Source organism: Sulfitobacter sp. BSw21498 (assembly GCF_006064855.1).
Classification (GTDB): domain Bacteria; phylum Pseudomonadota; class Alphaproteobacteria; order Rhodobacterales; family Rhodobacteraceae; genus Sulfitobacter.
The window spans coordinates 1,286,963-1,299,874 of the sequence record NZ_CP040753.1 but is presented as its reverse complement, the minus strand read 5'-3'; the positions used below and the strand labels follow the sequence as shown (position 1 = coordinate 1,299,874).

General features: G+C 50.1%; 9 protein-coding genes and 2 pseudogenes. 7 read left to right on the top strand and 4 right to left on the bottom strand.

Features of this window, described 5'->3' with window-relative positions; translation table 11 throughout:
* Nucleotides 1-8: 8 nt before the first annotated feature.
* From E5180_RS06335 to E5180_RS06310, 6 genes are all read left to right on the top strand, one after another.
* Nucleotides 9-659 carry a hypothetical protein gene (locus E5180_RS06335; RefSeq protein ID WP_138923644.1) on the top strand — a complete coding sequence of 217 codons (651 nt, stop codon included), beginning with the start codon at nt 9-11 and terminating at the stop codon, nt 657-659.
* 97 nt (nt 660-756) lie between these two features.
* Entirely contained in the window at nt 757-963 is a 207-nt protein-coding gene (locus E5180_RS06330) for a helix-turn-helix domain-containing protein (RefSeq protein ID WP_138923643.1), read from the top strand.
* A gap of 9 nt (nt 964-972) precedes the next feature.
* A complete protein-coding gene (locus E5180_RS15810) occupies nt 973-1,383 on the top strand; it encodes a helix-turn-helix transcriptional regulator (RefSeq protein WP_206338730.1) in 411 nt (136 codons plus the stop codon).
* Entirely contained in the window at nt 1,380-2,993 is a 1,614-nt protein-coding gene (locus E5180_RS06320; RefSeq protein ID WP_138923642.1) for a tyrosine-type recombinase/integrase, read from the top strand. Before E5180_RS15810 ends, E5180_RS06320 begins: the two co-directional genes overlap by 4 nt.
* Nucleotides 2,994-3,301: 308 nt before the next feature.
* Nucleotides 3,302-5,020 carry a hypothetical protein gene (locus tag E5180_RS06315; protein ID WP_138923641.1) on the top strand — a complete coding sequence of 573 codons (1,719 nt, stop codon included), beginning with the start codon at nt 3,302-3,304 and terminating at the stop codon, nt 5,018-5,020.
* On the top strand, nt 5,017-6,738 hold the full coding sequence (locus E5180_RS06310) for a hypothetical protein (RefSeq protein ID WP_138923640.1): 1,722 nt from the start codon (nt 5,017-5,019) through the stop codon (nt 6,736-6,738). The genes E5180_RS06315 and E5180_RS06310 overlap by 4 nt, the downstream gene beginning before the upstream one ends.
* A 226-nt stretch (nt 6,739-6,964) precedes the next feature.
* Here the strand turns inward: E5180_RS06310 and E5180_RS06305 are convergent.
* The 4 genes and pseudogenes from E5180_RS06305 to E5180_RS06290 all read right to left on the bottom strand — a co-directional run.
* Nucleotides 6,965-8,124, bottom strand: a protein-coding gene (locus E5180_RS06305; RefSeq protein WP_138922942.1) for an IS3 family transposase whose coding sequence is annotated in 2 segments (ribosomal slippage) — nt 6,965-7,875 and nt 7,875-8,124 — 1,161 coding nt in all. Because the reading frame shifts where the segments join, the coding sequence is not laid out codon by codon here.
* A gap of 63 nt (nt 8,125-8,187) precedes the next feature.
* Nucleotides 8,188-8,316: pseudogene (locus E5180_RS06300) on the bottom strand (transposase); the annotation flags it as partial.
* Between the two features lie 283 nt (nt 8,317-8,599).
* Nucleotides 8,600-11,554, bottom strand: coding sequence for a calcium-binding protein (locus E5180_RS06295; RefSeq protein WP_138923639.1), 2,955 nt, complete (start codon nt 11,552-11,554; stop codon nt 8,600-8,602).
* A 493-nt stretch (nt 11,555-12,047) separates the two neighbouring features.
* A pseudogene (locus E5180_RS06290) lies at nt 12,048-12,212 on the bottom strand (integrase core domain-containing protein); the annotation flags it as partial.
* 62 nt (nt 12,213-12,274) lie between these two features.
* Between E5180_RS06290 and E5180_RS06285 the strand changes: the two are divergent.
* The gene (locus tag E5180_RS06285; RefSeq protein ID WP_279614923.1) at nt 12,275-12,586 is read left to right on the top strand and encodes an integrase core domain-containing protein; all 312 of its coding nucleotides are present in this window, start codon (nt 12,275-12,277) and stop codon (nt 12,584-12,586) included.
* Nucleotides 12,587-12,912: the final 326 nt, after the last annotated feature.

The following is a 12,912-nucleotide window of genomic DNA, read 5'->3' as shown; positions in this document are numbered from 1 at the left end:
CCGCGTCGATGAAAACGGTGTATATTACTGACACGCAGCTTCAGTTCATTGAGATGTTCAGGATCGCGCTGAGCGCGCCTGACAATCCACAGCGCCTTCGTGGGATTTTTAATTTGAAGCAGGAGGTGGCGGCGCATGTGGACGAGCTGATCGTGGATGGGCGCAGCGAAGAGTGGATGTCTGCCAACGCGGAATTCTTCAGGCGCAGTGCGCTTGATGCCCCGGTACGTCGAGCGGCTGCCGCTGAGTTTTCTCAGACCGAACGTGAGTTTGAAGGAGGCCGGGGTCGGAGCAGAGAGAAGAAGCTTAATATCGCTGAATACATTGGAATGCGGGTATTGCTTACGATTAAAGAGGGAAAGTTTGAGGGTCTTCAAACCGAAACCGGGATACTTGAACAGGTGCGCTACTTCGCCCAGCAAGAAAAGATATTCGGAGCGCAGGATCACGACACGCTCAGAAAGATTTGGAGTTCGTACCGAGGGGTTGTTCACTTGGGTATGGCGATGGACTTGCACGGAGACAGCGCGCTTCCGTCAATTGACATGCTAGCTCTAGCTGAACAAATTCGCATGGAATTTTGCCGTAATTCTCCGAGGAGTTCGAATAAGCCCTACGTGGATGAAAGCGAGCAAATTTCATTCTTTTTAAATCAATGATTTAGGGTCCCCGATTTAGAGATCGGGGACTGACGGTCATTTCTGATCTGAGCTTATCCGTTCGTTGTAATCCGCAGCAACGAAAGGAAAGCAGACCGTGTCCAATCTCTTCGAAAACAATCGCAACTATGTTCTGGGTGATGCAGAACTCGACATAATCGGGGATCGCGAAAAGCTGGCGCAATGGCGTCACAAGATGAAAGGCCCGGCTTTCTATCGCCTGGGCCGCAAGATCATCTATCGCGGTTCCGATCTGAATGCATGGGTCGCGGCAAATCGCGTTGATCCGTCTCAGAACGCGTGAGGTGTAGAAATGTCAAAAAAGACACGCCAAACGCGCGAAGACCTCGACCTTTTTTCCATTGCCGGACTCTCTGAGCATACGTTTCATCGGGACGACAAGCTGAAGTCTTCGCAGCCTGTAGCCAAGTCTAATTTCACGAAACAAAGGAAGGCCACCTCTGCTGCCTCAGTAGAGGAAGCGCCAAACGAGCGCTACCTGCGAGACTCGGAGGTGGCTCACCGCTACGGCGTAACCCGTCAGACAGTGTGGCGCTGGGCGGCGCAGGGGGCACTGCCGGAGCCGATCAAGCTATCGGTGGGTGTCACTCGCTGGCGACTTTCGGATCTAGCCGCCCACGAAATTTCTTTGCCGAAGGGGGCCAAAGGGAAAGTGGTCCGCCCGAACCGCTTGAAGACCCCCAATGCGGGAGGTCAGCAATGAGCCGCTCTTACCGCAAAATTCGTCCACAGCAAGCTATGGTCTATTCGGTTGACGAAGTTCAAGCGCTGTTCGGCGTACATCGCAATACGGTTTCGAACTGGGTGGGCTCCGGCCTGGAGCCGTCAGATGGGTCGCTGCCTCAGCTCTTCCGTGGGGCTGAACTAAAGCGCTTTCATGCTGAACGAGTAGAGCGCACTCGTCTGAATCTGCGGCTGGGAGAATTCAAGTGTGTTGCGTGCGGCAATGCGGTTTTTCCGGAGCTCAGCACTATCACGTTCCAACGCAAGGAAGGTCGCGCTAGCCTCGCTCATGCGACGTGCTGCGACTGCGGGGCCGCTATGCTCAAATTACTGGGTGCGACGGAGTGCGACAAAGTTGAAGAATGCCTCGATACCAACACGCCGCTGGCGCTCATAGACGAAAGCAAGTTGGACTCTTCGGCTGGTATTGTGAAGAAATCGGGTTCTCGGGGAGTACGATGGTTCACTATCAACGACCGGGTGATTCACGAATGGCAAGCATTCGCAGGCAAATATGACCCGAAAACAGTGCAAGCGCATCTGGTCAGCATTCGCGATTTTGAAGCGTTCTTGGGGGGCGTCCAACTTAGCAAAGTGAAGCCGAAGTATGCCGGACAATATCGCGATCATCTGGTTCGCCTATTGGACCAGTCGAAGGATAAAGGCGGTCTCAGCAATTCCACTGTTCGTCATAGGGTTTCCCACCTCAAAGCTTTTTTCGAATGGCTTCGTGGGCAGGAGGGCTACCGCCGCTTGAGTGCTAGCATCCCAGACTACTTCGCCCTCCGTCGCAGCGTTTCAGCGCCGCAGTCAAAGATGCAGTGCAAAGAGTACCCAACGCTTGATCAAGCGTGGCGCATGGTTGAATTGATGCCGGAAAAGAGCGTCATCCAACGCCGTGATCGCGCAATGATTGCTTTTGCCTTCGTCTCGGGTTTCAGGGCAGCCGCTCTTTCCGCCCTTCGCATCAAGCACGTCGACTTTGACGGCCTCTCGGTCGTGCAGGACGCAAGGGAGGTTCCTGCCAAGAACGGCAAGACCTACCGTGCAAAGTGGTTCCCGCGGACGGAAGCGTTTCAAGAGATTTTTTTGGCTTGGGTGAGGGAATTGCAAGACCTTGGTTTTGAGTCCCAAGACGCCTTGTTTCCAGATAGCAAGAAACTTGTGCCGCGGGCGTTAGGCGAGACCCCGGTAAAGCCTTTGGCTTCGAGTAAGCCCTTGCAGGACGCTTTTGCAAAGGCGTCAGAGCGGATTGGCAGATCTTACACGCCTCATTCTGCACGACATACCCTGAAAGCACTAGGTGCACAGATGTGCCGATCACATGAACAACGCAAAGCCTGGTCGATGAACCTTGGTCATTCGGACGAACAAATCACGGAAAAGCACTACGCGAAGATGTCCCAAACTCGCAGTAGTGAGCTTATGGATGCCTTGTGCTCTGATCTGGTCTTCACTGAAGAGGAAAACGAGATGATCATCGACTTCTATCAGCACCGCTTCCTCCGGGGCACAGCGGAATATTCTGCGGCAAAGGGCCTGGCGGAAAAGCGTGACAAGGCACGGGGGGAATGCGATGTACTCGAATAGTCCGTCGACGACTTGCCACCTGCAACCCTTATCGGTATCTTAACCGTGCTTCTGATAATACTGCGCCCGCAGCGCGTCCTGTCTGATGCATCGCACCACAGTATTGTCGAGGATTAACTAACGTTCGGTTTGGGTCGTTCGCATTGATCGACACCAAGGGCGGATTCCAGACCTTCGCTGCATGTGCAAGGTCGAGGCGGTCTGTTCCAAAATCAGTGATACCTTCGAGATATGCTGCTGTTCCCAAAAGGTTTCGCACACGCTATGGATGTGTCAAAAATGCATTATTGATAGTGGCTGGCAGGGTGATGAAGAAAAGTGAATTAGCTCAGACGATTATCGATGGTGACGCCGATGGACATCTTATGTCGACCATTCTTGACTTTGAATACAAGGACAGAAAACGCGAGCTCGGTGGCTTCTTGGCGGAATTACATAACTTGGGTCAGATTTCTCTGCTTTCAGATGCCAATCTTGAGGCCATTCGAAAGCTTGAGCACAACGAATTCTGGATGATATTCGGCGTGTTGTCTGACGCAATTGAGCACGTGGCGGATGATTACCTCTCTGTGCAGCAGTTTGCCGAGTGTCTGGTCGAGAGAGCGGGCAACGATGGGGCTTCCAACACCCCGTTTGTGTCATTCGTTCGTTGGTGCGAGAAACATCCCTCACAAGCCAGAAAAATTGTAATAGGCGCAAAAGACGGCCGAGAGGACTGCCAACGCTCCTGCGTGTTCGCCTTGCAAGGCATCAATGACTTTGGGTGTTTGGAAGATTTCTTAAAGGACAGTAGAGCAGAAATTCGATCCATAGGATTTCGCGCCTTAGGAAGGCTCAAGGATATGACATCACAGGATGACAAAACTGCCGTAGATGCTTGCTTATCGGAAATTCAAAGCCCGTCTTCTAATGATGCGCGAAATGCTGCTATTGAAGCCGTTTTCCGCATTTGGGAAAAGCAACCGCGCAAGGCAAAATATCGGCAAGATGAAGTGATCAAGTTCCTTCTCGTCCAGCCAACAGATGAAGACTTGGTGCGGCTTTGTGCAATGCTTTTCTATCACAAGAATTCATCCACAGGGCAAACTATCAATGCAGTATTGAGTAGAACACAAAGCATATCCTCCAGCTTCGAGACAGCAAGCCACTGGATAGAAAGCGCCCTAACTTGGAAAGATGATCGTTGGTCATTCAAGGAGGTGGTCGCATTCATGGAGGCCATGGTTCCGCACTTTGAGCAGCCAGCAAAGAGCAAGCAGTTTCATAGCTTTTGCGAATGGATTTGGGAAGAACCTGCAAACGCTTCATACCTTTTCGCGCGCTGGCTCAATTCTGGCGACTTCTCCTTGTGCAGCTTCTTGGCCGAAATGGTCAGTGGCGGAGATAAGGGAGCAGCGCTATCACTCCACCCGCAAGACTTACCTCCAAAAGCGGTAGATCAAGTCTTTCTAGCCCGAAAATGTATCGGCTTCCTTTGGCTGCATGAGATCACGGCAGCATCAATTCTGCTCAGTCTCGTCGAACACGGGCATCCAGATGCTGCCCCTGAGATTGAAGGACTTCTTTGGGAGCCGCTTCTGCTTAGCTACTCCAGTGAGCTGAGGCCTTATCTTGAACAACAAGCGACGCATGCTTCCCCGACTGTGGTTCGGGTGACACAAGACCTGATAGCGCGACACGCAGCGTACATCGGAGGGCTGGAACAGGCGCAGGACCTAAGCGAACTTGAGCCTTCAAATGAGGCGAGGCGGGCGGCGGCGATCAAGGATCACCAGAGGAACACAGATATCCATAAGCAAGCGCGAAAGATGTCGGTCTTTGGCGATATGTTTCACACTGCTACGATGCTTTATGGACGCAAGAGCTTTAGTCTGGTGACTGGTGCTGACGGCAAAAAGTTTCCAAACATCACCCGGCTCAGCGAACACTCCTATAGCTTTGAGTTTCCGCGTTTGTCTGTAGTCGACCCGGTTGGCTTTAATGGTCTGCTCGTCATTTGCAGGATCGAGCAGAGGAAAATCCAATGAAACTTATACTTAAAGAATACTTGTCGTCTCTTAAGGAGCGGGGTGATCTTGACAAAGCACTGCTACCAAACCTGCTGTCGGCGATGGGTTTGCAGGTTCTGAAAACTCCAATGATCGGGACGCGCCAAGATGGAGTTGACATTGCCGCTGTAGGGCGCTTGCCAGATGACGACCAGAAGTACCTTTACCTGCTTTGCGTCAAAGCAGGAGACGTAGGCCGTACTGATTGGGACGCTGGCCCGCAATCAGTGCGCCCGGAGCTACAAGAAATTCTAGACGTCTACATAGGTTCAAGGATTGCAAAAGAGCACCAGAGTTTACCAGTCAAAATCTGCCTCTGCATGGGCGGCGAACTAAAGGAAACGGTTGAAGGTAACTGGGCTGGGTTCACTCGGAGGAACGCGACTGACGAAGTTCATTTTGAGCTTTGGAATGGGGATCGGCTTGCCGGATTTATGGAAAAATCTTTGCTCGCTAGGGAACTGCTGGACGAAGCAGCGCGTAGACATTTCCAGAAAGCCTTGGCAATGGTGAATGAGCCGGAGGCCTGCTACGAGTATACGAGAAGTCTTCTTGGTGTCATCCTACCATCAGAAGACTTAAAGGATAAAGAGCGTCTGTTGAGGCTCAGGCAGGCGTATATTTGCATTCACGCCATATGCGCTTGGGCAATTGAAGCGAAGAGCCTCGATGTCGTTTATCGAATATCTGAGCTGGGCTTGCTGTTCTGCTGGGACACTATGAGGGAGCAGCCAATCAAGAAGAAGCCGACCAAGCATCAAGTTGCTCTGACGGAAATTTTAGATCAGTACGTTCGGCTCTATCTGATGATGTCCGAGCTGTATTTTGACAGGGTACTTTATCCTCATGCTGAGACACTTCATGCCCTAACGGTTTCTGTAAAATCGCGTGAAGCAGTCGATGCAAATCTTGCGATGTTCGAGCTACTTGGTCGTGCAGCCACTCGAGCGATCTGGACGGATTTGTTCGGAAAAGCTCTTTCGGAGGGGAACGCCGATTTCGCACGCAGCCTGAACGAGCAGACGACGAAGATGTTAGACATGTTGGTAGCCATGATTAACAACAACCCGACTTTGGGCTCTCCGTTCAAGGATGACCATATGATCGAGGCCGCCTTGGTAATGTATCTCGCGCAACAAACATCGTCAGGCAGGCGGTTTATGCCATGGTTCCATTCAATGGCTGAGAACACGTCGTTCGCGTTATTAGCCAATGCCAGTTACCCGACGTGCTTTCGCGACTACAACGATTTGCTCGCTCATCCTGCGAGTAGTGAACCGGAATATCGCGATGAGGCTTGCGTTGGCAGTGTCCTGTATCCCTACCTATTTGTGTGGCTTCAGTACGGTGCGGACCAAAATTCTATTGAGGAGTTCTCCAGCCGGCTTTCGCAAAGAATACCCGAGTGCACACATCAGGCATGGTTCCCAGATGAGGAAACAGACCAGAAAATCTGGCGTGGGAATACCTACCATGGGATTTGTGTAACTGATCTGTCGCCAGCACGTGGACATGCGGAGATAGCAGAAAGCCTGAACCTCGCAATCAAGGAGTGCGACGCCATACTTGAGATGACGGCGATCAAAAGAGGTTTAGTTCCCTTATTACTTGCAGCATGTAGGCACTACCGCTTGCCAGTTCCCCCAACGCTTTGGATGCCGCCGCAAGGTGCATCGAAGGCGGCTGAGCCAAAGTAACAGTAAGCGTTGAGAAAACAGCATTTATGCATTGTTGGAAGCTGCGCTGCAGCATTAGTAGGCGATGCGAATGGCAGCTTCGGGCCGTCCGTGAAGACGGCCCATTCGTTTAGATTTCGATAGCTTTGAACCGCCCCGGGTTTACCGGAGAGTAAAACTCTCCAAGGATGACCCTTATGACACAACGCAAACATACCCCGTGACCTGCCCCCCGAGGCTCCCTCATTCATAACGAGAGTTTGCGGGTCTGGGTTTCATATTCTTCGTCGTCAGTTTGGGCAAGCGCGTCTTGCGCGGAGCCCTCAAATTGCTCAAGCGCTCGACGAGCTTCTGCCGGTGTTTGGTTCCCAAGCGATGAGTGCGGCCTGACGTTGTTGTAGTCGTATCGCCAGAGTGCCAGCTTGCGACGGGCGTCATCCAACGTATCGAAGATTTCCTCATTCAACAGCTCGTCGCGCAGGCTGCCATTGAAGCTTTCTATGAAGCCATTCTGCTGGGGTTTGCCGGGGTCGATGTAATGCCAATCAACGTCGTTATCACCGGCCCATTTTAGGATCGCACGACTGGTAAACTCCGTGCCGTTATCACTGACAATGCAGGCAGGCTTTCCATAAATACGGACAAGCGCGTCAAGTTCCCGCGCGACACGAGCGCCCGAGATGCTGGTGTCAGCCACCAAGCAGAGGTTCTCGCGGCAACAATCGTCGTTTACAGCCAGCATGCGGAACTTGCGTGACGCGCCGAACGTATCCGACACAAAATCTAAGGACCAACGCTCGCCAGGACGCAAAGCAACCGGCATTGGTGTCCGCGAGCCACGCGCACGCTTGCGGCCCCTGCGCCGTCTAACGCCCAGCTTTTCTTCAGTATAAAGGCGATACAGTTTCTTGTGGTTCATGATCCTTCCCTTGCGTTCCAGCAGCACACCGATCCGGCGGTAGCCAAAGCGCCGTCGCTTGCTGGCAATCGCTTTCATCTCTTCGCGAACTTCTGGATTATCCGGTGACTGATCGCGCCGGACGGTCTTGGGATCGACACCGACAAGCCTGCACGCCCGGCGCTGCGAGATATCATGGTCTCGCATTGCCTTGCGTGCTGCGGCCCGTCGCACATTCGGTGTCGTCAGTTCTTTCCCAGCAAATCCTTCAACACAACATTGTCCAACATCGTGTCCGCCAGAAGGCGCTTCAGCTTGGCGTTCTCATCCTCCAGCGATCTAAGGCGATGAGTATCAGAAACGTTCATGCCACCATATTTGGCTTTGAACTTGTAGAACGACGCGGGACTCAAGCCATGCCTGCGGCACACCTCTGCCGTCGGCATGCCAGCTTCCTGTTCTTTGATCATTCCGATAATTTGGGCTTCAGTAAAACGGCTCTGTCGCATCTGTTTGCTCCTTCGAAGGTTGAGCAAACTCTACATTAAACTGAGGGAAGTTTCGGGGGGCAGGTCACGATTGATGAAAATAATGCCACTCAAAACACGACGATCATCCACACGAGCGCGCCCTCGGCTCTTTGGAAAGTTTGGTCGAAGCCGCTGCATTTGTGTCTCCGTCAGCCAATAAAGAGTGCTCATCATATCCCCTAAAACTGGGGGTCATGAATCACGACAGCGCCACAAGCTCAATCATTTAATGGGTCCTGACCCTAAGTGACTTTGCAAAACGATTGCGCGCGAAGGGCAAGCCACCCAAGGTCATTCTCATCGCAGTTGCTCGAAAGTTGATCGTATTGGCAAACTCATTGCTCGCCAAAATTGTTGTGTGGAACCCAGCAATTTAATACAGTTGCTAGGGGCACCTCAATCGGACACTCTCAGGGGCTATTCAGAGTATACAGCTAAACTGTATCCGAATAACTCATATGAAAGATATATCGTCCAGAATAATAGAAAGATCATGAATGTCATCTATTACTAAATAGTTACCTGATCCAAAATCTAAGTGGAGGCTATCAGTACCTTCAGAAACGTCAAAAAAGCCCAAATTCTTAACCGTAATTCCGTCTGCTCCCAGCATGCTTTGATCAATAACTAAGCTGTCTATATTATTCTGAAAATCAACTATCCGATCAAACCCACTACTAAAAATAAATGTATCGGCACCAATTCCTCCTAAGAGGATATCTGATCCGGCCCCCCCATCAAGGGTATCTTGACCTGAATTTCCCTTTAAAAGGTCTTGACCGTTTCCACCTTCAAGGAGATCCGATCCGTTTCCACCATGCATTGTGTCGTCCCCCGAGCCCCCGGTGATAATGTCATTATTAATTCCCCCGTAGATGTAGTCACTTCCCATTCCGCCTTCTAAAATATCAGAACCAGCTTTCCCATACATGTAGTCATTGTTTGCACCACCAAATATGGTATCTGCGCCAGCTCCTCCTTCAAGAGTATCATTGCCAGTCCCACCGGATATTACGTCCGAATGCGACCCGCCGAAAATTTCGTCGTCACCTTCATCTCCATAAATAATATCCATACCGAAATTTCCGTAAAGTATATCGTTTTGCTCACCACCGCTAATGGTGTCGTACCCATCACCGCCATATATCACATCATTCTCCGAATTTCCTTTAAGAATATCCCAGCCATTGCCCCCCCAAATGGTATCGTCACCATTTCCGCCTTCTATAACGTCAGCGCCGGCATAGCCCTTTAGCTCATCGTTAGTTGCGTCTCCCCGTATGCTGTCATCACCATGTAAACTCGGTGGATAGGTCTCCAGTGTGTCAACCTTGATATCCCCGAGAAATTTAATATCTTCAAAGTTTAGGGGCTTAAAATCAATAGAGCGTACGATTAAAAGTTCATCGTTTGAACTTAAAACGCATCCATCTGATGTGACTTCATGCAATAAGCCTAAGGGACTACCCGTACCCTCCCACTCAGATATATCGATATAGTCTTCAGTGCTAGAGAAGTCACTTATGGTATCACTTTCACCGTCCAAGCTAAGGACAAAATAATCTGCGCCTTGACCGCCGGTCAGTGTATCGCGACCGGTGCCGTCACGCAGAGTGTCCGATCCATTTCCCCCAGAAAGGAAGTCATCGTTCTGACCACCGATAAGAACATCGTTCCCTAACCCCCCGGCCAATTGGTCATGCCCCCATCCGCCATTTAGAAGGTCGTTTCCGCTACCCCCTTCGAGAATATCATGTCCCAATTCACCACGAACCGTATCATCCCCATCGGCACCCGATAGCTGATCATTTCCACCACCGCCTCTTATACGATCATCGGCAATCCCTCCGCTGATCGTATCATTCCCATCTGTAATATATTGTAGTTCCAGCCAAACCAGATCCCACGCCTTGAGCTGGAACGAAATGGTGTCATCCAGATCTTTCTCGTCAGATAGGTAGGAGATAACAGGCGATGACATATCGCTAGTCGCTTCTCCATCATCGCTATTCATGGTTGATATCATCGTGAAATAGGAAGAGGTGGGTGCGAAATCACCAAGATTCAAGCTAACGACTTCATCACGATTGCCGCTTCTTTCGGCCGCAAAAATCGACATGGAACCACCGCTCTCAAAGCCATGAATATCAATCTGACCGTCGATTTCAAAATCGAATAGTGGCTTTTTGTTTATTGCTGCTTGTGAAAGCCACGAAAATGCGACCCCCCCAAATGTCAGGCTCTCATCTACGCTGTTTATTAAGGTTCTATATAGAGCGGAGGGGTATCCGAATGTTGTCGGCCAAAAATTTGCACCATCAACTCCAAATGAGGCCATCTCAAAGAAAGCCTCCACCGTACTATGTGCATATTGCAAACCGCTTGAGTTACCGGCGTTTAAACTACGATCATCCGAACGAATATTTCTCGGACCCCACTCGCTAATAAAGTACTCCAATTCATTCGAGCTTATATGAGCCTTGAACGTTTCAGGCACATATGAAAGAGCATAGTTTCGTTGTTCATCGATTTCTGCGAATCCTCCATCGAAATAAACGTGATCCACGATTCCTGATAGGATATCGATAGAATTTTCGTAATTTATAAATTGGTCTGCAATTTGTTTTGTTTGATCAGTCGCGGATCCTTGTCCAGGAAGTGTCTTTCTAATCCAGTCATTTGGAACCTCGCCCTCATGCTCGTTAAGCATGACAATATCATAGCCTCCTTCAAGGTCAGGCTTGAGAAATACGTCGCGATCGCTACTTGGGCTATATCTATTCGCCCCACAAGTGATTTGAGCAATCGAACCGATATCTGGATAGCTTTCATGCAAAAATACTGTTAATTTTGCCGCCAATACTCCGTACTCGGAAGCAGTCATTATTCCGCTTCCCCAAAATTCGTTTCCAATTTCGAATTTTGATATTGTTACTTCTTTTTGTTCTGCTAGGTATTGAGCCTGCTCAATGTACCTTTTGACATTTTCAAGATAGGCTGGGTCAAGATCTGTACGGCTCCCGTACGTTCCATCTAGTACGGCGTCCCCCGCAGAGGTTGTGAAACCCACGCGGGTTGGAATTACTAGCTGTACCTGAGCGTCTACTTCAGACGCTACCGAAAAAAACTTACTCAGAGAAACGAGATTTTTATCCGCCCCATTCTCATCGACATATGACGTTGCGTCCCAAATACCTGTATTAAATGATACATCTGTGAAAACACTTTCAGTTACACTTCCCCCAGGGAATCTTAAGTTGGTGGTTCCAGTTTCCTTCAGAACAGACAGAAGATTCTCGTCGCTAAAGAATTCATAATCGTATGTTGTTACGAAGTTCGTGCCGAACATAGCTTCACTTACAACATCCTTAGAAAAACTATCTGTTTCAATTACGGTGAAATTCTTCATCTGCAATCTCCTCTGCTTGAAGGTTGCGTCTGTATTCTGCCGGAAATTTGTCGGCAATTCCTCCTGATTGTGTTCGTAATGTGCAGAAATACTATAATTTTACATTTGTTTAGGGGTTTGATGGTGTAAAATCTCACCCGCTAGGGCGTCGATCTGCCAAGATCGTTTTGGTCTTTGCAGTGAATACAGGTGTTCACGTGGCCCACCACCCTGAACCGCCCCGGTTTTACAGGAGGCTGTCAAGTTCTTCTTAGACGATTTTATCGAGCGTGTTCATGTCTGTATAAAACGCCTCCTCAACTACCGTCGGTGTGATATATTCGAGAGGTTCAAGCAGGCGGCGGTTGTTGAACCAATTAACCCGTTTGAGGGTTTCCCATTCGACGGTATCTGAGGATCAGTTCTGCTTTGAACAAGCCACTCATCTTCACTGCCAGCGCCCCGAAGCTCCTATGGTAATCCCCCCATTTTTAACGGGGTCCAGCCGTAGAATTCAGGCGGTTGTTTTCAGTTTCATGGCGGGTGTCATGCCGCCGATACCCATGTTGGGTCGCTCGTTGTTGTAAGTCCAGAGCCATTCAGTTGCTTGGTCTTGTGCCTCCTCAATGGTTTCGAAGATGTATTGCCCAAGCCGTTCGCCGCGAACGGTTCGGTTGTCTTGCGTATCAATCCAACAGCGACGTGGCTGGCCATGTGCGTGGCGATGCCGCTAATAGCTGGATGTGGGGTCTTCATGATGCCGTCTTTGCTAAGAATGCCCAAGCACCGATCCAAGGGGACAGGACTGTGACTGTGATGGGGCGCACTCGCAAGCCCATGCAAAAAGGCTTTGTCGAAAGCTTCAACGGTAAGATGAGGGATGAATGTCTGGACGAGCATCTGTTCGACAGCCGGCATCACGCCCGCCGTCTAATCGCGGCATGGCGCAATGACTTTAACCATCACCGCCAGCACACAAGCCTCGCTGGCCTGACGCCAGCGGAATATGCTAATCGGTCAAAGGAAGACCAATACCTGAACAGAGCTAGCTAATAATAGAGGATTCAATTGCGACTCGGTCAAACCCAGCATCGTTACTTCTGGGTCTCCGGCAAACAAGGGGCGGTTCACTCAACTCATATCCCGTTAACCATATAGTATAATAGGCGTGCTAATATGAACTTGGTGAGAGCAGTCACTCACTAAACTTATCAAATCAAAACTACTATTAAAAAATTTCACCATGCGTGTTCCGTGTTGAGACCTAGATTTCAGATCGAGCACGCATGCCGTGAGCCTCAAAAATTCCTTCAAAAATTGTGTAGGCTCCGGCCTACAAAAGAACAGACTAATGAAGCCATTAGTCACAGACAAACAGA

Excerpts from the sequence above, each read along its gene's own strand:
- E5180_RS06335 (WP_138923644.1), top strand. The coding sequence starts at position 9 with ATGAAAACGGTGTATATTACTGACACGCAGCTTCAGTTCATTGAGATG.
- E5180_RS15810 (WP_206338730.1), top strand. The coding sequence starts at position 973 with ATGTCAAAAAAGACACGCCAAACGCGCGAAGACCTCGACCTTTTTTCC.
- E5180_RS06320 (WP_138923642.1), top strand. The coding sequence starts at position 1,380 with ATGAGCCGCTCTTACCGCAAAATTCGTCCACAGCAAGCTATGGTCTAT.
- E5180_RS06315 (WP_138923641.1), top strand. The coding sequence starts at position 3,302 with ATGAAGAAAAGTGAATTAGCTCAGACGATTATCGATGGTGACGCCGAT.
- E5180_RS06310 (WP_138923640.1), top strand. The coding sequence starts at position 5,017 with ATGAAACTTATACTTAAAGAATACTTGTCGTCTCTTAAGGAGCGGGGT.
- E5180_RS06295 (WP_138923639.1), bottom strand. The coding sequence starts at position 11,554 with ATGAAGAATTTCACCGTAATTGAAACAGATAGTTTTTCTAAGGATGTT.
- E5180_RS06285 (WP_279614923.1), top strand. The coding sequence starts at position 12,275 with ATGTGGGGTCTTCATGATGCCGTCTTTGCTAAGAATGCCCAAGCACCG.